The sequence below is a fragment of the Micromonospora sp. NPDC047620 genome, assembly GCF_043205005.1.
Classification (GTDB): domain Bacteria; phylum Actinomycetota; class Actinomycetes; order Mycobacteriales; family Micromonosporaceae; genus Micromonospora.
Window position 1 is genome coordinate 140,817 of the sequence record NZ_JBIDDG010000017.1, and the last position, 26,082, is coordinate 166,898.

Consider the following 26,082-nt stretch of genomic DNA (forward strand, 5'->3'; position numbering starts at 1 on the left):
CGGGGCCAGCTTCGACGCACGATGAGACGGGTTGACGTGTCAGGACCCGGTGCTACTCAGGCGACCTGATCGTCAGGGCCTAGCCGAGCGCCGACGACGACCCGGCGATGTCGGCCAGTTGGGCCCGCGAGGTGATACCCAGCTTGGGAAACGCCTTGTAGAGGTGGTAGCCGACGGTCCGCGGGCTGAGGAAGAGCCGGGCGGCGATGTCACGGTTGGAAGCGCCGGTGGCTGCCAGCCGCACGACGTGGCGTTCCTGGGGAGTCAGCACGCTGAGCGGGTCGTCGGCCTTGCGCGGCGCCGCCGGCACGTCCCCCGTCGCGCGCAGCTCCGCGCGAGCCCGCTCCGCCCACAGCTGCGCGCCGAGCCGGTCGAAGGTGTCCAGCGCGTCGCGCAGTTGCGGGCGGGCGTCCGCCCGCCGCCGGGCCCGCCGCAGCCACTCGCCGTAGGCGAGCTGCGTCCTCGCCTGCTGGTACGGCTGAACGTCCTGCTGGTGAAGCTGCACGGCGTGCGCGAAGTGCGCCTCGTTCTCCTCGACGAGGGCGCGGCAACGCAGGGCGATCGCGTCCGACGACGGCTGGCGGACGTGCCCGGCCCAGGCCAGAAGGCGGGCGAGCGGCTCCTTCGCCCGCTCCGGTTCGCCGCTGCGGACGGCCGCCTCCACCTGGTCCGCGGCGCTGAGGAGAGCGATCCCTGCCGAGGGGATGGCCGCCAACTGCCGCAGGGCGGCGGCCGGACGACCCAGGCCGAGCTCCAGCAGGCCGAGTGCCCAGCGTCCGATGTCCGCCGCGAGGACCAGTCCCCGCTCGCTGGCTCCCGCTATGCCCTTCTCGGCCTTCGTGCGGCACTCTTCGACGTTCCCCTGCTGCGCGAGCACCCAGGCGAGCGAACACGTGAGGTGGCTGACCCGAGGCTCGTGGCCCAGATCCGCCGCCAGCCGCAGCCCCGCGTTCAGGGACGTCATGGCCTCGCCGTACCGGCCGAGCCACCCCTGCGCGAGTCCATGGTCGTTGAGCGCGAAGGCGAGCCAGCCGATCATCCCGTTCTTCTGGCAGTCCGCCACGACCCGGCCGGTGATCTCCTCACAGAGGGCGGCGCGGCCCAGCGGAAGGCAGACGGCGGCGGTGAAGGTCAGTCCCGGCACCCCCAGCACCGCACCCGGGTGTGCGTCGACGGCCTCGCCCATGAGCGTGATCCCGCCGCCGATGTCACCGCCCGACAGGCGGCTGAGCCCGAGCGCCGCACTGACCAGTGGTGACCCGATCTCGGGAAGCGCGCGGAGACTCGCCGCGGCCTCCTCCGCCAGTCGGGTGTCACCGGCGAACCAGGCGCAGCGGATGGCCTCCACCAGCAACCAGGTGGCCCGCTCGGTGGAGCGAGCGGCCACGCGGGGGACGTTGTCCAGGAGGATCCGGCCCGCCGCGAGCGGTGTACCCAACTCGAACTCCCGATGCGCGCGCACCTGGACCAGCGCGGCGATCATGTCCGGGTCCTCCACCTCAGGCGTCGCCCGGTCGGCGAGCGAGGCAGCGCGACCCGTCAGACCCGCGTCGCTGGCGGCCAGCGCAGCGGCGGCCAGCCGCTCGGATCGTCGCACCGGCTCGGCGGTGAGCTCGGCGGCCCGCTCGTAGGCGATCGCGATCGCGGCGTGGCCGCCACGGGTACGCGCCCGTTCCGCCGCCCTCTCCAACTCCCGGGCAACGTCCTCGTCAGGGCCGAGCGTGGCGGCGGCCAGGTGCCACGTCCGCCGGTCGGCCGCGTCCACGGCGGCCGAGCGGGTGAGGGCGTCGGCGAGGGCTCGATGTACGGCGAGGCGCCGGGTGACCGGCGCGCTCTGGTAGGCGGCGGCCCTGATCAGGGGATGGCGGAATCCCACGGTCGCGCCCCTGATCTCGATCAGCCGACTCCGCTCGGCCTCCTCGAGGCCGTGGAGGGAGGCACCCGCACCCACCAGGGTCTCAAGCTCACCCGAGCCGTCCGCCGCCGCGATCAGCAACGCGGTCCGCGCAGGCTCGGCGAGCGCGGCTATCCGTGCGTGGAACGCTTCCTGGACCCGGTCGGCGACCGGCATCGCACCCACCGGCGGCAGTCGTCCCGCCCGCTGTTCGGCGGTGAGCGCGGCGGGCAGTTCGACGAGCGCCAAGGGGTTGCCGCCGGACTCCTCGATGAGGCGCTGCCGCACCTGCGGTGGAAGATCGGTGGGAAGCAGGGCGGCGGCAGCCGCGTCGTCCAGCCCGCCCAGCCCGAGTTCGGGCAGCCCCGCGGCAGGAAATCCCACGCGGGCGGCGAAGATCATGACGACGCCTTCGGCCTCGAGGCGGCGGGCGGCGAACAGCAGCGCGTCGGCGGAGGCCTGGTCGAACCACTGTGCGTCGTCGACGAGGCAGAGCAACGCGCCGTCTCCGGCGAGGTCGGCGAGGAGGCTCAGCGTGGCCAGCCCGACCAGGAACCGGTTCTCCGGGGCGGGATCACCCAACCCGAGGGCACCGCGGAGCGCGGCGGCCTGCGCGTCAGGCAGTGCCGGGATCCGGTCGAGCCCGGCACGCAGGAGCAGGTGGAGTGCGGCGAAGGGCAACGTGGCCTCGGACTGGACACCAACGCCGCGTAGCACCCGCATGCCCTCCGCCCGTTCGGCGGCATGGTCCAGGAGCGCCGACTTGCCGATTCCCGCCGGGCCGCGGATGACCAGCACCCCGCTCCTGCCGGTTCTGGCCTCCGCCAGCAGCCGTTCGATGTCCGCCTGTTCCCCGGCTCGTCCGTGCAGCACGGTCAGGAACCTACCGTCACGATGACTGATTCGGCTCGGGGCGGATCTCCGTAGCGTCGTGCTCGCAAGCACGTCACGACTACGAACGGACCTCCGACATGACCACCGTCACCAGTCCCGCCCAGACCGTCGCCGACACCAAGCTGCTCCGTTTCGCCCTCAAGCAGGACGCGATCGGCTCCGGCGGCAACGGGGTCGTGTACGTCGCCGTCGCCGCGATCTTCGGGGAGATGTTCGGCCTTCCCGCCGGCTTCCTCTACCCGGCCGGGGTGTTCCTGGTGGCCTACGCGGCCGCCCTGTTGGTTCTCGCCTCCCGACCCGTGGTGAGCAGGGCCGCTGTGGGTGTGGTGATGGGTGCCAACGTCGCCTGGGTGGCGGCGAGCGTGATGGTGCTCGTCGCCGGTTGGTTCCCGCTGACCGGCCTGGGTACCGCACTGGTGATCGTGCAGGCGGTCGTGGTCGCCGGCTACACCGTCCTGCAGTTCGCCGGTCTTCGCAGGGCCGTCTGAGCGACCACCCGGATCGCCCCGAGCCGCGACCGGGACTGCGGGAACCGGTCCTGCGCCGGGTGGTCACCCCGCCGGGTGGCCACCCCGCCGGCGTCAGAGGCGGCTCAACTTTCGTACCGTGCGGTGCCAGGGTGCTGCCGCGCGTCGGAGTTCACGCCGGCTCCGGTGGCGGCCCGGTGTAGCCGCTGCTCCACCGGAACCGGTTGCTCGGCTGCGCGTACTCCTCGACGATGTGCGCGATCCAGCCCGCCGTCCGGGCGACCGCGAAGATCACCTCCGCCGCGCCCGGCCCCATGCCGGTCGCGTGCGCCAACGCGGCGACGGCCAGGTCGACGTTGGGCAGGGCGCCCCGCCGCGCCGCTGTGGCGACCAGGCCGTCGACGGCCCGCCGCAGCTCGCCCCCGGTCGGCAGCTCCGCGACGAGATCGAGCAGGGCGGCTCCGCGCGGGTCGCCGTCCGGGTACAGCGAGTGCCCGAATCCGGGCAGCGCGCCGGTCCGCAGCCACTCGGCGATCGCGGCCGGAGCCCCGTCCCGCAGCGCCACCTCGATCATCCGGTGGACGCTGCTGCCGACGGCTCCGTGCATCGGCCCGTCCAGCGCGCCGAGTCCCGCCAGCACCGCCGCGTAGGGGTTCGCCCGGGTCGACGCCGCCACGCGTACGGCGATGGTCGACGCGGCCAGGTCGTGGTCGGCGAGCAGGACGAGGGCGGCGTTCAGCGCCCGGAGCCCCGCTGCGAAGGGTGGCGCGCCCGTCAGCCGGGACCACAACCGGGCCGCCAGGGCGTCGTCGGTGGGGGCCTCGCCCGCGAGGGGCAGCGCGTCGACCATGCTGGACAGCAGCGCGGGCGCGAGCGCCGTCACGGTGGCGGGCGCCAGGTCGAAGCGCAGCGGGTCCATCGCGGCGACCACGGCGACGATCACCGGCAGCCGGTCGAAGAGTCGGGCCTGGGCCGGCAGGTGACTGCTCGCCTGCCGCGCCGTCTCGAGGGTCTCGGCGGACGCGACAAAGTGCTCCCGGCGCCGCTCGCCGGTCCAGAGCCACCGGGCGATCTCCTCGAACGGCGTCACGGGCGCGAGCTTCGCGACATCCAGTCCCCGGTAGTGCAGCCGCCCGTACGCGATCAACGTGGTGGCGGTCCGCATCGCCGGCGCGGCATCGCGTTCGGGCCGTGTCGCCTGGGTGCGGGCGGCCAGCCGCTCGACGTCGACCAACCGGAAGCGGCTGGTCCGCTCGCCGGGAACCTTGACCCTGGCGAGCAGCCCCCGGCTGACGTACGCGTAGATCGTCTCCGGCTTGATGCGCAGGCGATGGGCCACCTCGGCGGTCGTCAGCAGTTGCTCCTCGGCCATGTGGCCATGGTCTCACGTTGACTGGATCAATGTTGACTGGCTCCGGCCGCCGGCATGACGCTGCCCGCATGGCTGACACCATCACCGCTCCCCGCGGGCTCGCCGGCGTCGTGGTCACCGACACCACCGTCGGCCACGTCCGCGGCATCGAAGGCTTCTACCACTACCGGCAGTACTCCGCCATCGACCTCGCCGAGCGCCGGACGCTGGAGGACGTCTGGGCGCTGCTCATCGACGGCTCCCTGCCCGCCGAGCCCAAGGCGCTGCACGAGGAGATCGTCCCGTTGCGCCACATCCCGCCCGCAGTCGCCGCCGCGTTGCCCGACATCGCCACGGCCTCGACGTCGCCGGACCCGATGGGCGGCCTGCGCGCCGCACTGGCCGTCGCCGGCCTCACCGCCGGAGCCCGCCCGCTGTACGACACCTCGCCCGCCGAGCGGCGGGCGCAGGCCATGGCACTCTGCGCGCTGACGCCCAGCCTGCTGGCGGCCCTGTACCGCCTGCGAGCGGGTCTGGAACCGATCGAATCGCGCGACGACCTGTCCCACGCGGCGAACTACCTGTACATGATCACCGGCGAGGAGCCGTCCGAACGGCACGCCCGGGCGATCGAGCGCTACCTGATCGCCACCGTCGACCACGGCTTCAACGCGTCGACCTTCACCGCCCGCGTCATCGCCTCCACCGGCGCCGACCTCTACGCCTGCATCGGCGGCGCCCTCGGCGCGCTCTCCGGCCCCCTACACGGCGGCGCCCCCAGCCGGGCCCTGGACACCCTCGACGCCATCGGCACGATCGACCGGGCCGACCCGTGGCTGCGCGAACGCATCCTCGGCGGCGAGCGGATCATGGGCTTCGGGCACCCGATCTACCGCACGGAGGACCCGCGGTCCCGCATGCTCAAGGAAATCGCCCAGGATCTCGGCGGACCGTTGGTGGACTTCGCCGTCGCCGTCGAGGATCGGGTCCTGTCGTTGCTGGCGGAGCTGAAGCCCGGCCGGGAACTGCACACCAACGTGGAGTACTACGCGGGCGTCGTCATGCACCTGTGCGGGCTGCCCCGGGAGATGTTCACGCCCACCTTCGCCACCAGCCGCGTCATCGGGTGGTGCGCGAACGTGCTGGAACAGGCCGAGGACTCGAAGATCATCCGGCCGGACTCGCGCTACGTGGGCCCTCCCCCGCCGCAACCGGTGCCCTGAAAGGCCGGTAGGTCAGGCCCCTCCTGGATTCTCCCCGGGTCGGCGGTCCGCCGCCTCACCCGCCGACCCGGGAGAGCTTGTCGGGGTTGGTGACGGAGAAGACCCAGCTGACCGTCTCCCGCTCGGGTCGAGATCGAGCACGAGGACCGCGCTCCTGGACAGCGACCAGGTCTCCCCGCAGTCCCGACGGGAACTAACGTCTATCGTCTACAGCCTTCGAGCAGACGGACTCACCGGCACAGGGACGGGCAGATGAGCGACGACCACGACGCCGCCGGAGCAATGCGCTTCATCTTCGAAGCGGGCGTACTCAAGAGAGCGGCCCGCACGGGGTGGTGGTTCGCCGGTGTCAAGCACCCCGAATCCATCGCCGAGCACTCCTTCCGAACCGCACTCATCGGCATGATGCTCGCCGCCATGGAGGGCGCCGACCCCGCCCGGGTCTCCATGCTCTGCGTCCTGCACGACACCCAGGAAACCAGGGTCACCGATATCCCCCACATCGCCAAGCGCTACCTCACCGCCACACCCAACACCACCGTCACGGCCGACCAAGTCGCCGCCTGCCCACCGGCCGTCGCCGACGTCATCACCGCCGCCGTCACCGAATATGAAACCGGCGAAACTCTGGAAGCCGTCGTCGCCCGCGACGCCGACAAGCTCGAATGCCTCGTCCAAGCCGTCGAGTATCGCCACCAAGGCATCGACAACGTCCAACGCTGGATCGACAGCTCACGTGCAGCCCTCAAGACCGCATCCGCCCACCGCATCGCCGACGCCGCGCTGGCCGGGCAACCCCTCGCCTGGCTCAATCCACCGCCGGCGTAGACCAGACCCTCACTTGGCGTCGAACTCCGGCCAGCACGTTCGCCGACGTAGCCGACTGGCCGGACGAAGTCACGCGCCGGTCAGGTTCCCGGCGGGCCACCGTTTTTCGGCGGTATCAGGTGCGACGTCACGTCCCCTCGGGAGCGGACGGCTCGTTCTCTCTGCTGCCACAGCAGCCATCCGAGCTACGCCGGTTCAGCGGGTCTCGAACCTCTCGTCGCGTGACTCGACTGCAAACTCCGTTGTAGCTCCCCGCTGCTGGCCGGTAGGTTGCCCGCCGATGAGCAACGCAGACACGGTTACTGGGGCCTTGGCCCAGATCACTGCCCACTACGTCTTTCCCGAACGAGCTACCGAGATGGCAACTGTCGTGCGGCGGCATCTCGACGATGGCCGGTACGACGAGCTCTCGGGTCCGCAGTTGTGCACCACACTCACCGACGATCTTCAATCGGTTTGTCCCGATCGTCACCTGCGTCTGATCTGGCACGAGCGGGCCCGTCCCGCCTGGGATCGGGCTGACGACGACGCCGGTGAGGTGGAGGCGCGGCGGGAGCGGTACCGGCTCAATGCCGAGGGCATCCACAGGGTCGAGCGCCTCGCGGGTAACGTCGGGCTGATTGAGATGCGCGGCGTGGGCGATCCGGCCTGGACCGCGTCGGCGTACGCGGCCGCGATGCAGCTCGTCGCGCACACGCACGCGCTGATCTTGGATATGCGCCGCAACAGTGGCGGGACGCCGGATTCGGTGGCCCTGTTCTGCAGTTACTTCCTGCCTGACAAGCCGGTGCACCTCAACGACATCTACGACGGCACGACCCGGCGCACTCGCCAGTTCTGGACGCTGCCTCACCTTCCCGCTCCGCGCTACCTCGACCGGCCGGTCCTTGTGCTCACCAGTGCGCAGACGTTCTCCGCTGGTGAGGAGATCTGCTACAACCTACAGGCGCAGGGTCGGGCGATACTGATCGGCGAGACCACTCGCGGCGGGGCGCACCCGTCGGACACCTACCAGGTGAGTCCGCATGTCGACGTTCGCGTGCCGTGCGCCCGCTCGATAAATCCTGTGACCGGCACGAATTGGGAAGGCACTGGCGTGAAGCCGGACCAGTCGTGCGATGCGGAACACGCGTGGGACATCGCGTACCGGGAGGCGCTGCGTCACGTGCTAGCCGCCACGGTTGACGCCGACAGCGAGCACCAGGTGGCGGTACGGGTCGAAGCCGAGCGGGCACTGGCCGAGCTGCAGCTTCACTGAGCTTCCCAATCGGTGGTTCCCCACGTATCGCAGAGCCGAGTTGGTTGGCGTCAGGCTACGGGCACTCGTCAAACGCATGGTCCGGGCACGCTCGCGCGCGCAGTCACCGCCCACCGGGGCGCCCAAGCTGCACGGCGGGCTCGGCGCCGTCCACGGCGCCCACGGTCCATGAGTCGCTCGCGGTGGCCGTACGCGACAAGGGACCCGAGGATGGGCAACACCCTCACGGCCTCCGTGCGCGGCCGGGGGTCGCGACACTACGGACCGTCCGCGCCATCGCAGGGCGCGCCGGCGGCCAGACGCACCTCGGCCTGCCGCCCAGCCGAGCGGACCAGCAGCGGAACGCAGGCGGCCTGCGCGACCCAGGTCCCGCCGGCGAAGGCCAGCCACTGCGGCTGACCGGCGGCAGGCGCGCAGGCGCTCACGTGCACGGTCGCGGCGGGCTCAGCCGAGGGGCCCCAGGCGATGCGCGCCCGGTCCTCCCAGCCAGGTGCCACCTGGAGGTCGACCGCCGCGCCTGCGCGCACCACCAGTCCCCACTTGGCGAACCATCGCGCGGCGGGGTCGGCTTCCCCCGACTCCGCCGCCTGAAGCACTCTCCCGGTCGGCACCGCCACATCCCCCAGGACGATCCGGTACCCGTCGGGTGGCTGGGGCTTGACGTCGATGGAATCCGCACACGTCACCTGGGCGGGACTTCCGGAGGTCGGCAGCGGCGCACCGGTGCCGGCGCCGGCCGAGGTGGCAGCTCCCGGTGCGGGTCGCGGGCCGTCCCGCTGGCCCACATCCCGCGAAGACGTGCAGGCCGCCGCCGACAGGATCACGGCGACGATGACGAGTGCCTCGGCCGACCATCGGGTAACCCGCATGGGTCCATCCTGTCAGTCGGCACGTGGACGACGCGGCGGACGACGTTCGGTGCCGCGCCTGCCATCGGAGCGCGTGGCAACGGGGTCGACCCGGGGGTACGTCGAGCAACTTCGTCAAGTCGGCGCCGGGACAGGCGCCGCGCCGTACGCTGCCTGGGGTGAGACTGGCACGATCCCTCGTCGCGCTGGCGACGACCCTGACCGTGGCGCTGACCGCATGCCGGGTCGGGTCCACGCCGCCGGCCGGCGAGCCGGCCCCCTCCGCCGCGGCGGCGGCGACGGCGTCCCCGTCGCCGGCCGGGCCGGCCGAGATCACGTTGGCCTTCGCGGGCGACGTGCACTTCGCCGGTCGTACGGCGGCTCTGCTGGACGATCCGGCGACCGCGTTCGGGTCGATCGCGTCGGCGCTGTCCGCCGCGGAGCTGACGATGGTCAACCTGGAGACCGCGGTCACCACGCGCGGCACCCCGGAGCCGAAGCAGTTCCTCTTCCAGGCTCCGGCGAGCACGTACCACGCGGTGAAGGCGGCCGGGGTCGACGTCGTGTCGATCGCGAACAACCACACCCTGGACTACGGACGGGTCGGACTGGCCGACACCGTGGACGCGGCGAGGGCCGCCGGGATGCCGGCCGTCGGGGCGGGCGCCGACGCGGCGGCGGCGTACGCGCCGTGGACGACCCGGATCGGCGGCACACGGATCGCCTTCCTCGCCTTCAGCCAGGTCGACGAACTGTGGTCGCAGTGGCGGGCCACCGACGACCGTGCCGGTATCGCGATGACGAGGGACCTGACCCGGGCGGTCGCCGCGGTACGCGCCGCGCGCCAGCAGGCCGATGTGGTCGTCGTGTACGTCCACTGGGGCGCGGAGGGCGACTCGTGTCCGCCCGCCGACGCGCGCGCGTTCGCGGGTGAGATGGCGCGGGCGGGCGCCGCCCTGGTCGTCGGCACCCACGCGCACCTGCTGCTCGGTGACGGCTGGATCGACAGGACCTTCGTCCAGTACGGGCTGGGCAACTTCCTGTGGTGGCGCGACGACGCGTACAGCAACGACACGGGGATCCTGCGGGTCACCCTGCGCGGCGCGGAGATCGTGAAGACGGAGCTGGTGCCGGCGCTGATCTCCCGCCGCACCGGCCAGCCCCAGCTCACCGGAGGGGATGACGCGGCACGCATCCTTCGGGAGTACGCGGAGCGGCGCGACTGTACCGGACTCGCCGCGACGCCCAGCGAGTAGCGCGCGCCGGCAGGGCTTTCCCGACTCCCACTAGTCATACCTGTCGATGTCTGGTAGAAAATTTTCAAGGTCGGCCTTTCCCATCGCAAGGATCCCCCACGCGAACGGAGAGAGCCATGTCGTCCACCCGCTCCCCCCTGCGCCGCCGCCTGCTCACCCTGCTGGTCGCTGTCGCGGCCACGATCGGGGCCGCGCTCGGGCTGGCCAGTCCGGCCTTCGCCATCAGCCACTCCAGTGCCACGTCGCAGTTGAGCGCCGCCGGCATCTCCTGGACCTCCAGCGGCAACTGCAGCGACCGCTACGTCTCGACCTGCACCTCGTTTGACGGCATCCGACAGGCCACCATCGACGGGATCATCACCTTCAAACGCGCCAGCGGCTGCGCCATCACGATCACCGCCGGCACCGAGGTCGGGCACGCCAGCGGCACCTACAGCCACTGGAACGGCTACAAGCTCGACATCGCGCTGAGCACCTGCATCCAGAACTACATCTCGGCGCACTACACCTACGTCGGCTACATCTCCGGCTTCGGCTACCAGTACCGGGCTCCCTCCGGCAACCTCTACACCAAGGAGGGCAGCCACTGGGACATCCTCTTCTACACCTGCGGCTGCTGAGGCAGGGGTGGGCGCCGCCGCCGTCCCGGCGGTGGCGCCCACCCCTGCCACCGAGGCGACCCGCGGTCGTGAGCCACCAGCGTCCGACCGACCTCGGTCGACGACCGGCGCGACGGGCTGCCGGCGCCGCGGGTGCCGGCGTACCCAGATCGCCTGGTGGGTGACCCTCACCAGGGACACGCGCGAGCGTCGGGCAGCACGCAGGGCAGGATGGTCGGGTGACTGCCCCCACTCGCCCGCCGTCGGCCGTGTTGGACGCGGTGCTCGAACGGTTGACCTACGTCAACGAGGAGACCGGCTACACCGTCGCCCGGGTGTCCACCGACCGCAGCAGCGACCTGCTCACCGTGGTCGGGGCGCTGCTGGGGGCCCAGCCCGGCGAGAGCCTGCGGCTGTCCGGCCGCTGGTCGTCGCACCCGCAGTACGGCCGGCAGTTCGAGGTCCACTCCTACACGACGGTCCTGCCGGCCACGATCCAGGGCATCCGGCGCTACCTCGGCTCCGGACTGGTCAAGGGCATCGGCCCGGTCTTCGCCGAGCGGATCGTCGCGCACTTCGGCCTCGACACCCTCCAGGTCATCGAGACCGAACCGAGCCGCCTGGTCGAGGTGCCCGGCCTGGGACCGAAACGCACCGCCAAGATAACCGCGGCGTGGGAGGAACAGAAGGCGATCAAGGAGGTGATGGTCTTCCTCCAGGGCGTCGGCGTGTCCACCTCGCTGGCCGTACGGATCTTCAAGCAGTACGGCGACGCCGCCATCACCGTGGTGAAGAACGAGCCGTACCGGCTGGCGGCCGACGTGTGGGGCATCGGGTTCAAGACCGCCGACACCATCGCCCAGGCCGTGGGGATCCCGCACGACAGCCCCCAGCGGGTCAAGGCCGGCCTCCAGTACACCCTCTCCGAGGCCACCGACAACGGGCACTGCTACCTGCCCGACGGTCAACTGGCCGTCGAGGCCACCAAGATCCTCAACGTGCCCGCCGACCTCGTCACCACCTGCCTCGACGAACTCGTCGGCGAGGAGGGGGTGGTCCGCGAAACCCTGCCCGGGCCGGACGGCGAGCCGACGGCGGCGGTGTACCTGGTGCCGTTGCACCGCGCCGAGCAGTCCCTGGCCGGGTCACTACTGCGGCTGCTGCACCACCGCGCCGACCGGCTGCCCCACTTCACCGGCGTCGACTGGGGCAAAGCACTGGCCTGGTTGAAGGCCCGCACCGGCACCGCCCTCGCCCCGGAGCAGGAACAGGCGGTCCGCCTCGCCCTCACCGCCAAGGTCGCCGTGCTGACCGGTGGGCCGGGCTGCGGCAAGAGCTTCACCGTCCGCTCGGTCGTCGAACTCGCCACCGCGAAGAAGGCGAAGGTCACCCTCGTCGCGCCGACCGGCCGCGCCGCGAAGCGGCTGTCGGAGCTGACCGGCCATCCCGCCGCCACCGTGCACCGGCTGCTGCAGCTACGCCCCGGCGGAGACGCCTCCTACGACCGGGACAACCCCCTCGACGTCGACCTCCTCGTCGTCGACGAGGCGTCCATGCTCGACCTCGTCCTCGCCAACAAGCTCGTCAAGGCCGTCCCGCCCGGCGCGCACCTGCTCCTCGTCGGCGACGTCGACCAACTCCCCTCCGTCGGCGCCGGCGAGGTCCTGCGGGACCTGCTCGCCGCCCCGGCCATCCCCCGGGTCCGGCTGACCCAGATCTTCCGGCAGGCCGCGGAGTCCGGGGTCGTCACCAACGCCCACCGCATCAACGCCGGCAAGCCACCCCTGCTCCAGGGGCTCGACGACTTCTTCCTGTTCGCCTGCGACGACACCGAGGCCACCGCCGCCCTGACCGTCGACGTCGCCTGCACCCGCATCCCCGCCCGCTTCGGCCTCGACCCGCGCCGCGACGTGCAGGTCCTCACCCCCATGCACCGCGGCCCCGCCGGCGCCGCGGCCCTGAACACGCTGCTCCAGCAACGCCTCACCCCCGCCCGCGACGGGCAACCCGAGCGCCGCGTGGGCGGGCGGGTGTTCCGCGTCGGCGACAAGGTCACCCAGATCCGCAACAACTACGACAAGGGCCAGGCCGGCGTCTTCAACGGCACCGTCGGCATCGTCACCGCCCTGACCACCGAGGAGCAGACCCTCACCGTACGCACCGACGAGGACGAGAGCATCGACTACGACTTCGACGAGCTCGACGAGCTGGCCCACGCGTACGCCATGACCATCCACCGCTCGCAGGGCTCCGAGTACCCCGCCGTCGTCATCCCCCTGACCACCAGCGCCTGGATGATGCTGCAACGCAACCTGCTCTACACCGCCGTCACCCGCGCCAAGCAGCTCGTCGTCCTCGTCGGCTCCCGCCGCGCCCTCGCCGCCGCCGTCCGCACCGTCGGCGCCGGGCGCCGCCACACCGCCCTCGACCACCGCCTCGCCTGACCCGCTCGATCCTCCCGACTGCCGGCTCCTGGCCGGACACACCGGCATGGACGAGACGGCGATCTGGCCGTGGGCTTCCTGGAGCCTGTCTCCAGCGACCTGTTCCTCATGCGGTTGCGCGGGCCCGCCCGTTTCCTTACCACCGCCGAGGCCCTCGTCGCCGATGACGTTCCGTGACGGACGTCAGTCCGGCAGAACGTACGCGAGGCGGGTGAGCGCCGACTTGATCTCGGGCACCGTTCGCCCTCGCTCGTGGCGCTGGTACCGGTACACCTCGGGGGCGAGCGGCGCGAGCAGGACGTCGGCGAGGGCGTCCTCCTGCCAGCCGGCGTCGCGGATCAGGGACATGGCGAACGCCCGCCAGAAGCCGTAGGCCCCGGTGGCGAAGCGGGTGGCACCCAGTTCGGCGCCGAGAGCCAGCGGCAGGTGTCGTTCGAGCAAATCGATCATGGAGTCGTAGAACGCCTCGAGGCGGCGGCGAGGTGACGCGCCCGGCCCGAGCGGCGGCGGGCCGGAGAGGATCTGCTGCTGCAACCGCTGCTCGTGCACGTCGAGGAGGGCGACAGCCACGGACGTGACGTCCGGGTAGCGGCGGTAGAGCGTCGCGCGGCCGACGCCGGCGGCGGTGGCCAGGTCCGTCATGGAGATCTGCGGGCCGCGCTCGGCGAACAGGCGTTCCGCGGCCGCGAGGATGCGTCGCCGGTTGGCCGCGGCGTCGGCCCGTTCCGCGGGAGCCGGGGCCAGAAGGTCGTCCGCCATCCCGACAGCCTAACCGGACACCCCGTCCGGTTGCGACAGCCCCGGCACCCACCGAACCGGCTAAATGGACACAGCGTCCACTTAGCTGTTAGCGTCAAGGAACAACCGGACATCGTGTCCGTTTCCTCCGACGAGTAGGGACAAGAGTCATGGCCCACCTGCTGCACCTGGACGCCAGCGCCCGTCGGGCATCACACTCCCGCACGTTGAGCAGGGCGTTCGCCGACGAGTGGCGGGCCGCCCACCCGACGGGGACCTACACCTACCGCGATCTCGCCGCCGACCCCGTGCCCGTCATCGGCGAGGCGTGGACCGAGATCTGCGACTACGCGCTGCGGCACGCCATCACCGAACCCGGCCGCCTCGCCGAGGGGGTGCGGACCCCGGCCCAGCGGGAGGCATGGGCGGTGGTGGAGCCGCTGCTCACCGAACTGGTCTCCGCCGACGTGCTGCTCATCGGCGCTCCCATGTACAACTTCTCGATCCCTGCGAGCCTCAAGCTGTGGATCGACCAGGTGACGTTCCCGCACGCCGCGCTGAACCTCAAGGTCGTCGTCACCGGCGCGCGAGGCGGTTCCTACGCCCCCGGCACCCCGCGCGAGCCCGTCGACCACCAGGAGCGTTACCTGCGGGACTTCTTCCTCGGCCACTTCCAGGTCGACGACGTCACCGTCATCAACACCGAGTTCGTCAACTCCACGGTGGACCCGACGCTGGAGCGGTGGCGCGAGTCCTACCGCAGGTCGTACGCCGATGCCCGGCAGGCGGCGGTCGACGTGGCCCGCGCCGTCGCCGCCGAGGCCCTGGCACCCGCGGGACCGCAGGCATGAGCTGGCTCGTCCTGGCGCTCGCCGGCCTGGTCGAGATCGCCTGGTCGCAGACGATCAAGCCGACGCAGAACTTCACCAGGCCGGCGCCGACCCTGCTCTGCGTCGCGCTCGGAGCCGCCGCCGTCTACCTGCTCTCCCGGGCGATGCAGGACCTGCCGGTCGGCACGGCCTACGCCGCGTTCACCGGCATCGGCGCGATCGGCGCGATCTCGCTGGGCATCGTCGTGCACAAGGATCCGGTCAGTGTCGGCCGCTTCGCCGCCCTGGCCCTGATCATCGGCGGCATCGTGCTGGCCCGGGTCACCAACCCTGACTGAGCGCACAGCCACGGCTCCCTTGGCGCGTACGGCCACGGCTCGCAGCCGGCGATCACCTCGCGCGGGACCGGGGTGAACGACGACATCGCCGGGGTCGCCTCCCGGTCGGGAGGCGGCCCCGGCGACGCGTCAACGCCTGGTGCGCCCGGACGGAGCCGACGTCAGGACACGTCGAGGCGGAACAACTCGGCCGCGTTGCGCCAGGCGACCCGCTCGGCCAGTTCCGCGTCGAGGTCGGCGGCGAGCACCGCCCCGAAGGCCGCCGCCGGGTCGATGAGGGTGGCGTCGGTGCCGAAGAGCAGCCGCCCCGGGTCGACCGCCGCCGCCACGGCGGCGAACCGGCCCGCCTCGGTGTGCGAGAAGCACGGCTCCAGCCAGAGCCGGTCGACCGAGTTGGCCGCCTCGACGGCGTGCCGCCAGCCGTTCGCGCCCATGTGCCCGGCGATGGCGCGCAGCCCGGGGATGTCCGCGACGGCCTGGGCCAGGTCGAGCGGCGTCGCGTCCCAGGTGTGCACGAGGGCGGGCAGGTCGTGCGCGGCGACGAGTTCCAGCGCCGCGCGGGCCTGCGGGGAGTCCGCCGGGGAACCGGTGTAGTCGGTGTGGATCTTCACGCCGACGAACCGGCCGGTGGGCAGCAGTTCGCGCAGGTCCCGTTCGGCGTCGTCGAGGCGGCGCGGGTTGATCGTCAGGTAGCCGAGCAGGCGGTCGTTGGTCTCCAGTACCCGGGCCATCGCCCGGTTTCCGGCGGTGACGTCGTAGATGACCGCCTCGGTGGCGGAGACGACGGCGAGGTCGATGCCGTAGCGGTCCATCACCTCGAGGTTGGTGGCGACCGCCCCGACGTCCATGCTGAAGAACCAGGGTCCCCAGTGGGCGTGCACGTCGATGATCATTCCTGGCCCTCCAGGATCCGGCGGGCGTTGCCGCCCGCCACGGCGGCCACCTCGGCCGGCCCGAGGCCGCCACGGGCCAGCCGCAGTCGCGGCACGACCGGCTCGTAGAACGGCGTGCGGGAGCCGTAGAGCAGCCGCCCGACGCCGACGTGGGCGACGACGGTCTCCAACGCGTCGGGCGAGTTGAGCAGCCGGGTGGAGGTATGGAAGCCGGGCTCGTCGCGGGCCGCCACCACGAAGTCGCCCAGGTGGTAGAAGTGCGTGTCCAGGAAGACCACGGTCGCGCCGCGCAGCGGCCGCCAGAACCGGCGGACGTCCCCGCCGGCCAGGATGACCAGGCCGGCCTCGGCGGCCCGGCGGGCGACGTGCCGCACGGACGGGAAGTCCGGCTCGACGCGCTGCTCGTCGGGGAAGAGCCGCACCGCCCGGAAGCCGCGCTCGGCGAGCCGGACGACCTCCCGCTCCGCGCCGAGCGGGTCGCGCAGGTCAAGCGCGCCGACCGGCAGCACGGTGGGCCCGGCCAGGGCAGCGGCCTCGTCGTTGCCACTGGGCATGTCGAACAGCGCGGCCCGGAGACTGGCCACGGCCGCCCGCGCGATGCCGTTCGCGCCGAGGGTGGCCGCGACGTCGCGGGGGTCGCCGGTGGGGCCCGGCCGGTCGGCGTACCGGCCGACGAGGACGTCGACGTCGAAGGTGACCGGCGGCAGGTCGGCCGCGACGAACGGGTTGCCGCTCACCGCTGCCTCGCCACCGCGAGCACGCGGTCCCGGTCGCCGTCAGGTAGCGCCGGACCGTACGGGTCGACCGCGTGGGAGGCGGGGATCCGCCCCTCGTCGGCGGCGATCTGGAGCATGCGGCGCACGTACCCCTCCATCGGGTCGGTGAAGGTGACCTCGGCGAGCCGGTCGAGCCGGGCGGAGGCGGTGACGAAGTCGTCGTGCTTTCCGTCGGCGTACGCCCGCAGCACGGCGGCGGTGACCGGCACGGCGGCGGCGGCAAGGCCGACCAGGGCGGCCTGCGCGCCCCACATCAGCGACGGCCCGAACATCCGGTCCTCGCCGGTGACCGCCAGCCGGTCGGCCCGGTGCGCGGCGGCCAGGGCGGCCTGGCAGGAGAGCGCGTCGTGCAGCCGGGCGACCTTCACCCCGGCGACGCCGGGGTGCTCCAGCAGGGCGGCCAGCAGCGACGCGGAGTACGGCCGGGTGTAGAGGTCGAAGGCGAGCATCGGCAGGCCGGCGGCGCGCCAGACGGCGTCGTGGTGGGCGACCGCGTCGCCGTCGACGGGAAAGACCAGGACGCCGGCGGCGCCGAGGTCGGCGGCCCGGGCGGCCTGCGCGGCGACCTCGTCGGTGTGCTCCCCCGGACGGCCGCCCACGCCGACGACCACCGGCACCCCGGTGTCGACGGCGTGGCGCACGACCAGGTCGCGGGTGGCCGGGTCGAGGTAGGGACCACGGCCGGTGTGGGCGCACACGGCGAGGGCGTCCGCGCCATCGACGACCAGGCCGCGCAGGTAGCGGTCGAGCACCGCGGCGTCGACCGTCCGGTCGGCGTCCATCGGCGTGGCGGCGGCGGCGACGAGCCGCCAGCGCAGCCGGTCGCGCAGCGCGGCGGCGGCCGGTGCGATCACGGGGTAACCGCCGCCCGGACCGCCCGGGCAATCTCGTCGACGTGCGCGTCGGTGTACCGCTCGTTCCAGTCGATCACCAGCAGGGTCTCCGCGATGAGCCGCTCGGCGACCGGGAACGCGCCGGGCCCGTAGGCCGGCAGTCGGTCGGCCGGCGGCACGGTCAGCGGGAAGCGGGAGGTGCCGTAGACGGGGGCCTCGGTCAGCGCCGGGGCGCAGTGCAGCGGCTGCTGGAGGTAGCCGGCGCGGGCGGGGATCCCGGCGGCAGCCAGTTTCCCGGCCACCTCGTGGTTGGTCAGCGGCGGGTCGAGCACGACGGGGAACAGCCACCAGGCGTGCGCGTCGAGGTCCGCCGGCAGGCGCACGCCGGGCAGGTCGGCCAGCGCGGCGGCCAGTCGGCGGGCGGTGCGCCGCCGGTCGGCCAGCACGCCGGGCAGCTTCGCCAGTTGGGCGCGGGCGACGGCGCCGGCCAGCTCGGTCATCCGGTAGTTCAGGCCGAGGCTCACGTGCCGGCGGGCCTCGTCGCGCGGCCAGCCCTTGTCGGCGAAGAGCCGCATCCGGCGGGCCAGCACGGCGTCGTCGGTCACGGTCAGGCCGCCGTCGCCGCAGGTGATGTGCTTCCACTGCTGGAGGCTGAAGCAGCCGATCGCGCCGGCCGTGCCGGCGAGGGTGCCGTCCGGGTAGCGGGTGAGCCAGGCCTGGGCGCAGTCCTCGATCAGCGGCACGCCGGCGGAGTCGGCGACCTCGCGCAGGTCGGCGGCCGCGCCGAACAGGTGCACCCCGAGGATCGCCCGGGTGCGCGGCCCGATCGCGGCGGCGACCGCCGCCGGGTCGAGGTTGCCGGTGTACGGATCGACGTCGGCGAACACGGGCACGGCGTTCTGCGCGAGAATGGGCGCGACCGTGCCGAAGTCGCTGATCGGAGACGTGATGATCTCGTCGCCCGGGTCCGGCGCGACGGCCGCGACGGCCAGGTGCAGCGCAGCGGTCCCCGAACTGGCGGCCACGGCGTGCGACACTCCGTGGAGGTCGGCCATCTCGCGCTCCAGGGCGCGGACCTCCGTGCCCCAGACCGAGCTGAGCATGCCCGACTGGAGCACCCGACTGACGGCGGTCAGCTCCTCCGCACCGATCGTCCGGCCGCTGGCGTCGGCCATGCTGGGGAACGACACGCACCCTCCCAAGGCTACTGTAATACCGGGCCTGACCGTAATCTTGTGCTGCGAACAATGCAACCCTGACAGGAGGCAGCGGTGACCATTGAGATCGGGGTCGTCGGTCCGCACGACCTGGTCGACGACGTGGCCGCCACCTGCGAGGAGCAGCCCGGCGTCACCGCCAGACGGCTGCACTACGACCACGAGTCGCAGGCACCGGCGATCGTCGAGGCGCACGCCGGCCAGGTCGAGGCGTGGCTGTTCACCGGCGTCGTGCCGTACACCCTCGCCCGGGAGGCGAACCTGCTGCACCGGCCGGCGGTCTTCGTCGACTACACGGGCGCGACCCTGCTCCAGGCCGCCGTGCGGCTGCTGCGCGATGGCCGCGACGTCACCCGCATGTCGATCGACACCGTCACCGGCGCCGACGTCGCCGGCACCTTCGGCGAGGCCGACCTGCCGGTGGACCGGGTCCGGTCGCTGCCCTACCGCAGCGGCCTGAGCTCCGACGACGTGGTCGCCTTCCACCGCCGGCAGCGCAAGGCCGGCGCGGACGTCGCCGTCACCTGCATCAGCTCGGTCTACGAGGTGTTGCGCCACGAGATGCCGGCGTTCCGCCTCGCCCCGTCGAACCACTCGGTGCGCGCCGCGCTGCGCCAGCTCCTGCTGCACGTCGGCAGCCAGGCCCAGGAGGACGCCCAGATCGCGCTCGGGCTGGCCAACCTGTCCGACGGCGACGACGGGCTGCTCAAGGAGGTGGCCGGGCTCGGCGGCACCGTCGCGCGCTTCGCCCCCGACACGTACCTCATCGTCACCACCCGCGGGCCGCTGCACGACGCCACCGGCGGCTTCACGGCGCTGCCGATGCTGCGCCGCCTGGCCGACCGGCACGAGACCGTGCAGATCGGGTTCGGGCTGGGCCGCAGCGCCGCCGAGGCGGAGAACCTGGCACGCCGCGCGCTGAGCCGGGCCCGCCGGGTCGGCCCCACCACGGCCGTGCTGTCGCTGCGCGGCGAGACCGACATCGTGCTGGAGTCCACCACGCCGGCCCCACCGCCGGCGGAGGTGAACCTGGCGGTCATCGCCCAACGGGTCGGCCTGTCCGTGCCCACCCTGCTGCGGCTGCGCGAGGTGCGCACGACGGTCGGCGACGAGCCGCTGACCAGCCGGGAGGTCGCCGACCAACTGCGGGTGCAGCAGCGCACCGCGCGGCGCATGCTGCACCGCCTGGAGCTGGCCGGCCTGGCCGAGCGGACCGGCAACCTCGCCTCCGGCACCAGCGGCCGGCCGCTGACCCTCTACCGCCTGACCCTCTGACGGCCCGCCCGCCCCTGTCCCGGGCGGGCCGCGAGGCCGGCTGCGGAGACGGTCCCCCGCCGCCGGCCTCGCCACCGCGTGGTCAGGACAGCCAGGTGTCGAGGTGCTCGGCGACGAAGTCGTCGTCGCGCAGGTGCGGGTACGCCTGGTGCACCCGGTCCAGCTCGACCATCTGCCCCGGCGACAGCTCCTCAGCCGGGTCCAGGCACCAGCGGCCGGCCAGCAGGCCCTGCCGGCGCAGCACCTCGTGGATGCCGGGGATGCAGCCGTGGTAGCCGTTGGCGGAGTCGAAGATGGCCGCGTTGGCGTCGGTCAGGTGGCCGTCGAGGGTGAGCAGCCGGCGCAGCGCGGCGTCGTCGCCGGAGCGGGCCCGGCGGGCCTCGTCGAGCAGGGCCACCGCGGTGTTCGCCCAGACCGCCCACTGGCCGAGCAGCCCGCCGACGAACTCGACCTCGACGGTCCGACCGTCGACGACGACCCGGTGCGGCGCCACCAGGTCGGCGAGGATGTGGTCGTCGTTGCCGGTGTAGAGGGCCAGGTCGCCGTTGCGGCCGGCCGCGACGACGCCGTGCAGCACGTCCAGCGTGCGGTAGCGGTCGAAGGGCGCCACCTTGATCCCGACCACCGACTCGAGGGCGGCCAGCCGGGCCCAGAAGCCCCGGGACAGCCGTCGCCCGCCGACGGCCGGCTGCAGGTAGAAGCCGATCACCGGCAGCACCTCGCCGACCGCACGCGCCCGCTCGACGAGGGCGTCCTCGTCCAGCGGCGCGTACGGCGACAGCAGCACCATGTCGTAGCCGAGCGAGGCGGCCAGTTCCGCCTCGGCGACCGCCTGGGCGGTGTCGCCGCAGGCACCGGCGACCAGGATGGCGTCCGAGCCGGCCGCGGTCTCGGCGGCCAGCTCCAGCACGGGAGCGAGCAGCCCGACCTTCGGGTCGTGGATGGCGAACTGGGTGGTGTGCACGCCGACGGCGATGCCCCCCGCGCCGGAGGCCAGGTAGTAGCGGGTCAGCGCCCGCTGCCGGCGCTCGTCGAGCTTGCGGTCGGCGTCGAGGGCCAGCGGGTGCGCGGGGATGACGCAGCCACGCTGCAACCGGGCCAGGGCCGAGGTCTGTCGGGTGCTCGATGCGGTCAACACGGTCTCTCCTAGAACTTGCCGTCGCGGGTCTGGAACCCGGTCGGCTTGCCGAGCAGGGGCTGGCCGTCGGCGACCCAGTCCGCCGTCAGGTCGATCAGCTCGGCGACCGGCACGTCGGGGTAGCCGAAGAGCCGGTGGCAGAGCTGGGCGTTGGACAGCAGCGCGGTCGGCGCCTCGGTGCCGGTGAAGACCGGCTCACGGCCCAGTCGGGCGGCGAGCGCGGTGGCGACCTGACGGACCGAGACCAGCTCCGGCCCGGTCAGGTTCAACACGAACGGCGGTGTCCGCGTGTGGAGCAGGGCGCGCAGCGTGACCTCGTTGGCGTAGCCCTGCCAGACGATGTTGGCGTGCCCCATGGTGAGGTCCACGGGCTCGCCGGCGTGCACCGTGCGCGCGATGTCGACGAGGACGCCGTAGCGCATCTCGACGGCGTAGTTGAGCCGGATCAGGGCCAGCGGGGTGTCGTCGCGCAGCGCGAAGTGGGTGAGGATGCGCTCGCGACCCAGGCAGGACATGGCGTACTCGCCGACCGGCTGGACCGGAACCTCCTCGACGCAGCCGCCGGAGGTCACCGGGACCAGCGGGTAGACGTTGCCGGTGCTCAGCGCCACCAGGCGGGATCCGGCGAAGCGCTGCGCGACCCGCCCGGGCAGGTAGGTGTTGGTGGCCCAGGTGGCGTGCTCCCGGCCGGAGGTGCCGAACTTCGCACCGACCAGGAAAACCACGTTGGCCGCGTCGGGCAGCGCGGCCAACGCGGCGTCGTCGGTGACGTCCGCCTCGACCACCACCGCACCCTCGTCGCGCAACGCGTCGGCCAGTCCCGCCTCCGAGAAGCGGGACACCGCGATGACCTTGGCACCGGTGCCCGCCGCCGCCACGCCCCGCAGCGCCAGCCGGACGAGGCTCGGCCCCAGCTTGCCGCCCGCCCCGAGGATCAGGATGTCCCCGTCGAGCTTGCGCAGATCGTCCACCAGGACGTCCCGCGGGCGGGAGAGCCGCTCCTCCAGGTCCGCCACCGTACGCATGCCACCACACCCCTTCCGAAGTAACGGTCATGACCGTAACCTCCGGCCGGAGGGGCGTCAAGGCACCCGACGCGTGGATCGGGTCGGCGATTGTCAGGCCACGGCGCGCGCCGAGGTGAGAACGTCCAGGACGGCGCGGGTCTGCGCCCACGGCACCGGGCTCGGGGCGCCCCGGACCATGCCGACGAACGCGTCGATGGTGGCCCGGTAGCCCAACTCGTCGGCCCCGCCGCGCAGCACCACCCGGCGCTCCCCCGCGGCGGTGTGCACGGTGACCTCGTACGCCTCGCCCTCGCTGACCCCGAGCACCTCCACCGTGCCGGGCACCCCGTCGTCCCACTGCACGGCCAGCAGCCCCGTGTCCTCCGAGCGCAGGCCCCGGTGCCGGCGCACGGTGCCGGCGGCCCCCACCAGCCGCACCGCCGGCCCGAGCAGCGCGACCAGCAGCTCCACCCCGTGCAGGCCCATCATGACCAGGGTGCCCCCGCCGACCGCCGGGTCGTCCTGCCACGGGTTGTAGCCGGTGGCCCAGAGCCCGACGTCGTGCCGGACCGTGGCGCGCACCGACAGCACCTCGGCGCGCGGCACGTCGAACGCGACGAACTCCGGCGCGAAGCGCAGCACCGAGGAGGAGAGCACCAGCTCCGGGGCCCGCGCCACCACCCGTTCCAACCGGTCGAGCTGCCCGACGGTCGCGGCGGCCGGCTTGTTGACGAAGCACGGCAGCTTGCGCTCCAGCACCTGCGCCAACACCTCCGGCACGTCGGAGGTGGGGACGGTGAGGACCACGCCGTCCGGGTCGGTCGCCAGCAGCGCCGCCAGGTCCGGCGCGACCGCCGCGTCCGGCTGCTCGGCCCGGAACCGCGCCAGCCGATGCGGGTCGGGCTCCCACACCACGAGCTCCGCGTCGTCACGCAGGGTGCGGGCGTCGGTGTAGGGGTGACTGGTGGCCAGTCCGGCGAGGGCGATGCGCATGAGCGCAGAGGCTACTCATCCGGGCTGCCGCCGCGCCAGGGCAGGTCAGCCGCGCTCAGCCCGTGCGATCGAGGTGCTCCGGTCGCACCTCGTGGCGCAGCTGCTCCCCGCGTAGGAACCGGTCGATCTCGTCGACGACGATGTCGGCGGCCCGTCGCCGCGACCCGACCGTCCCGGCCGCCTCGTGCGGGGTCAGCAGCGCGTTCGGCAGCCGCCGGAACGGATGGTCCACCGGCAGCGGCTCGGCGTCGAACACGTCCAGCGCGGCGTCGATCCGCCCGGAGCGCAGCACGGCCAGCAGCGCGGCCTCGTCGACCAGCGCCGAGCGGGCGGTGTTGACCAGCAGCGCACCGTCGGGCATCAGGGCCAGCTCGCGCGCGCCGATCATCCCGACGGTCTCCGGCAGCACCGGCGCGTGCAGGGACACCACGAGGCTGCGGGCGAGCAGGTCGTCGAGCGTGACCCGCTCGACCCCGAGCGTCGCAGCCTCGCCGTCGGACAGGTACGGATCGGCCACCAGCACCCGCGCCCCGAGCGCCCGCACCAGGCCGAGGTACGCCCGACCGGTGCGGGACGCCCCGACGACCCCGACCGCCGCCCCGCGCAGCTCCCGCCGGGGCGGCGCCGCCTTCGCGGTCGCCCAGTCGACCCCGGTCCGCAACGCGTGGTCGAAGCGGTGCAGCTGGTGCAGCAGGGCGAGGGTCAGCGCGAGCGCCTGCTCCCCCACCGCGTACGCCATCGCCTCGCCGGCCTGGGTGACACGGACGCCCCGGGCGAAGCTGGCGGGGGTGACGAACGGTTTGACGCTGGCCCCGGTGTGCGCGAGCAGCCGCAGCCGGGGTGCGGCGGCGAGCACCGCCGCCGACAGCGGCGCGGTGCCCCAGCCGGTGACCACCACGTCGGCGTCGGTGAGCAGCCGGGCGAGCGTGGCCTCGGCGCCGACGTCGGCGCCGTCGGCCGGCAGCCGCACCTCCCCCAGCCGGCCCAGCGCCGCCCAGGCGTCGGCGTCGAAGAACAGCTCGCGGACCTCCGGCGAGGCCGCCACCGCGATGACGCTCATCCCTTGATGCCCGTCGTGGCGACGCCCTCCTGGAAGTAGCGCTGTCCGATCAGGTACGCCATGAAGATCGGCACGAACGCCACGACCGACCCGGCGAGGAGCATGTTCAACGCCACGTTCTCCTGCTGGAGCGAGGCGATGCCGGTGGTGAGGGTACGCATGTCGAGGCTCTGCCCGACGATGAGCGGCCACAGGAAGTCGTTCCAGTGCCACAGGAAGACGAAGACGCCGAGCGTGGCGAGGATCGGCTTGATCAGCGGCAGCACGATCGAGACGTACACCCGCCACTCGGAGCAGCCGTCGAGGCGGGCCGCCTCGAACAGCGAGTCGGGCAGCGAGGCGATGAACTGCCGCATCAGGAACACCGCCTGGGCGTTGGCCAGGGTCGGCACGATCATGCCCCAGTACGTGTCCACGCCGTTCAGCTCGGAGATGATGATGAACGTCGGGATCATCGTGACGTGGTACGGCACCATCAGCATCGCCAGGAACGACCAGAACATGGTCTCCTTGCCGGGGAACCGCTTCTTGGCGAAGGCGTAGCCGGCCATCGAGGCGAACAGCAGCACGCCGACCACCGACACCACCGAGTAGATGACGGTGTTCCACATCCAGCGCAACACGCTCTTGGCACCGACCACCTGGTCGTACGCCTCGGTGGAGAACGGCCAGGGCAGCAGGCTGTCCGGGAAGGTGACCGGTCCGGTCGGCTTGAACGACAGCACGACCATCGCGTAGAAGGGGAAGAGCGTGACGGCCGCGCCGATCAGCAGCAGCGTGGTGCGGCCGACCACCCAGCCCCTGCCGGGCCGGCCGGGCCGGTAGGGCCGGGCGCGCGTGGGCGGTGCCGGCGGGGTGGGGACGGCGGTGGCCGGTGGCGTGATCGTGTCCGTCATTCTTCCCTCCCGAGGGTCAGCCGCTGGATCAGCGCCACGATGATCGTCAGCACGAACAGCGCGACCCCGATGGCGCTGGCGTAGCCCAGGTCGAAGTACTTGAAGCCCTGGTCGTAGAGCAGGTAGACCAGGCTGTAGCTGGACCGCACGGGGCCGCCGCCGGTCATCACGTAGATCAGGTCGAAGACCTGGAACGACACGGTGGTCTCGATGATGGCGACGAAGAAGAGGGCGGGCCGCAGTTGGGGCAGCGTCACGTACCGGAAGCGCTGCCACGCCGACGCGCCGTCGGTCAGCGCCGCCTCCTCCAGCTCCGCCGGGATGTCCTGCATCCGGGCGAGCAGGATCAGCATGCCGTAGCCGAAGCGGGACCAGACCGAGACCAGCACCAGCGCGGGGACCACCAGCACGCTGTCGGCGAGCCAGGAGCCGGCGGGCAGGCCGATCGCGCCCATGGCCCGCGACCACGGCCCGTCCTCGGCGAAGACCCAGGCGAAGACCACGCCGGCGAGGACCAGGCTGGTCACCACCGGCAGGAAGAAGATGGACCGGAAGAGCTTCGCGCCGCGGAAGGCGCGGCGGGTCAGCAGCGCCATGCCGAGGGAGGCCAGCATCGACAGCGGCACGGACAGCACGGTGAACAGGACCGTGACGCGCAGCGCCGTCCAGAACGTGGGATCGTCGACGAGCCGGCGGAAGTTCTCCAGCCCGACGAAGCTGGTCTCGCCACCGATGGTGTAGTCGGTGAAGCCGAGGACCACCCCGGCGATCGCCGGCCCGAACCGGAAGACGACGAAGAGCAGCAGGAACGGCAGGACGAACAGCAGCGCCGTGCCGGCCTCGCGGGCGGAGGGGCGGCGCACGCGTACGCGCCGGCCCCGGATCCCCGGTAGTGCAACCATCTGACAACCTTTCTCGGCGGCTCGCGGGGGGGGGGGGGGGCCCCCCCCGGGCCCCGCCCGGCCAATGCGCGCAGCGGAGTGGCGGGGGTGGCCGCGGCCCCGAGCGCCGGGTGCACGGGGGTAT

24 protein-coding genes and 1 pseudogene are annotated in these 26,082 nt (G+C 72.8%); 11 read left to right on the top strand and 14 right to left on the bottom strand.

Annotated elements, in window-relative coordinates; all coding sequences use genetic code 11:
- Nucleotides 1–79: 79 nt before the first annotated feature.
- Nucleotides 80–2,767 (bottom strand): AAA family ATPase, encoded by a 2,688-nt coding sequence (locus tag ACGF5C_RS21935; protein WP_393304270.1) that lies wholly within the window; start codon nt 2,765–2,767, stop codon nt 80–82.
- Between the two features lie 98 nt (nt 2,768–2,865).
- On the opposite strand from ACGF5C_RS21935, the gene ACGF5C_RS21940 reads away from it, so the two are divergent.
- Nucleotides 2,866–3,276, top strand: a complete 411-nt coding sequence (locus ACGF5C_RS21940) for a hypothetical protein (RefSeq protein WP_393304272.1) — start codon at nt 2,866–2,868, stop codon at nt 3,274–3,276.
- A 151-nt stretch (nt 3,277–3,427) separates the two neighbouring features.
- Here the strand turns inward: ACGF5C_RS21940 and ACGF5C_RS21945 are convergent, their stop codons facing one another.
- The gene (locus ACGF5C_RS21945; RefSeq protein ID WP_393304274.1) at nt 3,428–4,627 is read right to left on the bottom strand and encodes a citrate/2-methylcitrate synthase; all 1,200 of its coding nucleotides are present in this window, start codon (nt 4,625–4,627) and stop codon (nt 3,428–3,430) included.
- Nucleotides 4,628–4,695: 68 nt separating this feature from the next.
- Here ACGF5C_RS21945 and ACGF5C_RS21950 point away from each other — a divergent pair, with 68 nt between their 5' ends.
- From ACGF5C_RS21950 to ACGF5C_RS21965, 4 genes and pseudogenes are all read left to right on the top strand, one after another.
- Complete coding sequence (locus ACGF5C_RS21950) at nt 4,696–5,829, top strand: citrate synthase (protein ID WP_393304276.1); 1,134 nt, start codon at nt 4,696–4,698, stop codon at nt 5,827–5,829.
- Nucleotides 5,830–5,944: 115 nt separating this feature from the next.
- Nucleotides 5,945–6,085: pseudogene (locus tag ACGF5C_RS21955) on the top strand (transcriptional regulator); the annotation flags it as partial.
- Nucleotides 6,082–6,657 (top strand): HD family hydrolase, encoded by a 576-nt coding sequence (locus ACGF5C_RS21960; RefSeq protein WP_393304278.1) that lies wholly within the window; start codon nt 6,082–6,084, stop codon nt 6,655–6,657. The pseudogene ACGF5C_RS21955 and the gene ACGF5C_RS21960, both read left to right, overlap by 4 nt.
- Before the next feature lie 280 nt (nt 6,658–6,937).
- Complete coding sequence (locus ACGF5C_RS21965) at nt 6,938–7,915, top strand: S41 family peptidase (protein ID WP_393304280.1); 978 nt, start codon at nt 6,938–6,940, stop codon at nt 7,913–7,915.
- 257 nt (nt 7,916–8,172) lie between these two features.
- On the opposite strand, the gene ACGF5C_RS21970 is transcribed toward ACGF5C_RS21965, so the two are convergent.
- Complete coding sequence (locus tag ACGF5C_RS21970; protein ID WP_393304282.1) at nt 8,173–8,784, bottom strand: hypothetical protein; 612 nt, start codon at nt 8,782–8,784, stop codon at nt 8,173–8,175.
- A gap of 158 nt (nt 8,785–8,942) precedes the next feature.
- On the opposite strand from ACGF5C_RS21970, the gene ACGF5C_RS21975 reads away from it, so the two are divergent.
- From ACGF5C_RS21975 to ACGF5C_RS21985, 3 genes are all read left to right on the top strand, one after another.
- Nucleotides 8,943–10,019 (top strand): CapA family protein, encoded by a 1,077-nt coding sequence (locus tag ACGF5C_RS21975; RefSeq protein ID WP_393304284.1) that lies wholly within the window; start codon nt 8,943–8,945, stop codon nt 10,017–10,019.
- Nucleotides 10,020–10,135: 116 nt separating this feature from the next.
- Nucleotides 10,136–10,639, top strand: a complete 504-nt coding sequence (locus ACGF5C_RS21980) for a hypothetical protein (RefSeq protein ID WP_393304286.1) — start codon at nt 10,136–10,138, stop codon at nt 10,637–10,639.
- A 218-nt stretch (nt 10,640–10,857) separates the two neighbouring features.
- The gene (locus ACGF5C_RS21985; RefSeq protein ID WP_393304288.1) at nt 10,858–13,062 is read left to right on the top strand and encodes an ATP-dependent RecD-like DNA helicase; all 2,205 of its coding nucleotides are present in this window, start codon (nt 10,858–10,860) and stop codon (nt 13,060–13,062) included.
- Between the two features lie 183 nt (nt 13,063–13,245).
- Here the strand turns inward: ACGF5C_RS21985 and ACGF5C_RS21990 are convergent, their stop codons facing one another.
- Nucleotides 13,246–13,821 (bottom strand): TetR/AcrR family transcriptional regulator, encoded by a 576-nt coding sequence (locus tag ACGF5C_RS21990; protein WP_393304290.1) that lies wholly within the window; start codon nt 13,819–13,821, stop codon nt 13,246–13,248.
- A 149-nt stretch (nt 13,822–13,970) separates the two neighbouring features.
- Here ACGF5C_RS21990 and ACGF5C_RS21995 point away from each other — a divergent pair, with 149 nt between their 5' ends.
- Both ACGF5C_RS21995 and ACGF5C_RS22000 read left to right on the top strand, forming a co-directional pair.
- Entirely contained in the window at nt 13,971–14,651 is a 681-nt protein-coding gene (locus ACGF5C_RS21995; RefSeq protein ID WP_393304292.1) for an FMN-dependent NADH-azoreductase, read from the top strand.
- Nucleotides 14,648–14,968 (top strand): DMT family transporter, encoded by a 321-nt coding sequence (locus ACGF5C_RS22000; protein ID WP_393304294.1) that lies wholly within the window; start codon nt 14,648–14,650, stop codon nt 14,966–14,968. Before ACGF5C_RS21995 ends, ACGF5C_RS22000 begins: the two co-directional genes overlap by 4 nt.
- Before the next feature lie 161 nt (nt 14,969–15,129).
- Here the strand turns inward: ACGF5C_RS22000 and ACGF5C_RS22005 are convergent, their stop codons facing one another.
- The 4 genes from ACGF5C_RS22005 to ACGF5C_RS22020 are packed head-to-tail and all read right to left on the bottom strand — an operon-like array spanning nt 15,130 to nt 18,660.
- The gene (locus ACGF5C_RS22005; protein ID WP_393304296.1) at nt 15,130–15,861 is read right to left on the bottom strand and encodes an amidohydrolase family protein; all 732 of its coding nucleotides are present in this window, start codon (nt 15,859–15,861) and stop codon (nt 15,130–15,132) included.
- Nucleotides 15,858–16,598: an amidohydrolase family protein gene (locus ACGF5C_RS22010; protein WP_393304298.1), complete on the bottom strand. Its 741-nt coding sequence runs from the start codon at nt 16,596–16,598 to the stop codon at nt 15,858–15,860. The genes ACGF5C_RS22005 and ACGF5C_RS22010 overlap by 4 nt, the downstream gene beginning before the upstream one ends.
- Nucleotides 16,595–17,491 carry a dihydrodipicolinate synthase family protein gene (locus ACGF5C_RS22015; RefSeq protein WP_393304300.1) on the bottom strand — a complete coding sequence of 299 codons (897 nt, stop codon included), beginning with the start codon at nt 17,489–17,491 and terminating at the stop codon, nt 16,595–16,597. Before ACGF5C_RS22015 ends, ACGF5C_RS22010 begins: the two co-directional genes overlap by 4 nt.
- Nucleotides 17,488–18,660, bottom strand: coding sequence for a DegT/DnrJ/EryC1/StrS family aminotransferase (locus tag ACGF5C_RS22020; RefSeq protein WP_393304302.1), 1,173 nt, complete (start codon nt 18,658–18,660; stop codon nt 17,488–17,490). The genes ACGF5C_RS22015 and ACGF5C_RS22020 overlap by 4 nt, the downstream gene beginning before the upstream one ends.
- Before the next feature lie 81 nt (nt 18,661–18,741).
- Here ACGF5C_RS22020 and ACGF5C_RS22025 point away from each other — a divergent pair, with 81 nt between their 5' ends.
- Entirely contained in the window at nt 18,742–19,962 is a 1,221-nt protein-coding gene (locus ACGF5C_RS22025; protein ID WP_357696756.1) for a hypothetical protein, read from the top strand.
- Nucleotides 19,963–20,044: 82 nt separating this feature from the next.
- Here ACGF5C_RS22025 and ACGF5C_RS22030 read toward each other — a convergent pair whose 3' ends face one another.
- From ACGF5C_RS22030 to ACGF5C_RS22055, 6 genes are all read right to left on the bottom strand, one after another.
- Complete coding sequence (locus tag ACGF5C_RS22030; protein WP_393304303.1) at nt 20,045–21,100, bottom strand: dihydrodipicolinate synthase family protein; 1,056 nt, start codon at nt 21,098–21,100, stop codon at nt 20,045–20,047.
- A gap of 8 nt (nt 21,101–21,108) precedes the next feature.
- Complete coding sequence (locus ACGF5C_RS22035; RefSeq protein WP_357696752.1) at nt 21,109–22,125, bottom strand: NAD-dependent epimerase/dehydratase family protein; 1,017 nt, start codon at nt 22,123–22,125, stop codon at nt 21,109–21,111.
- A 93-nt stretch (nt 22,126–22,218) separates the two neighbouring features.
- Nucleotides 22,219–23,100 (bottom strand): Gfo/Idh/MocA family protein, encoded by an 882-nt coding sequence (locus ACGF5C_RS22040; protein WP_393304305.1) that lies wholly within the window; start codon nt 23,098–23,100, stop codon nt 22,219–22,221.
- 55 nt (nt 23,101–23,155) lie between these two features.
- The gene (locus tag ACGF5C_RS22045; RefSeq protein WP_393304307.1) at nt 23,156–24,160 is read right to left on the bottom strand and encodes a hydroxyacid dehydrogenase; all 1,005 of its coding nucleotides are present in this window, start codon (nt 24,158–24,160) and stop codon (nt 23,156–23,158) included.
- Complete coding sequence (locus ACGF5C_RS22050; protein WP_393304309.1) at nt 24,157–25,056, bottom strand: carbohydrate ABC transporter permease; 900 nt, start codon at nt 25,054–25,056, stop codon at nt 24,157–24,159. The genes ACGF5C_RS22045 and ACGF5C_RS22050 overlap by 4 nt, the downstream gene beginning before the upstream one ends.
- Entirely contained in the window at nt 25,053–25,958 is a 906-nt protein-coding gene (locus tag ACGF5C_RS22055; protein WP_393304311.1) for a carbohydrate ABC transporter permease, read from the bottom strand. The genes ACGF5C_RS22050 and ACGF5C_RS22055 overlap by 4 nt, the downstream gene beginning before the upstream one ends.
- Nucleotides 25,959–26,082 lie beyond the last annotated feature (124 nt).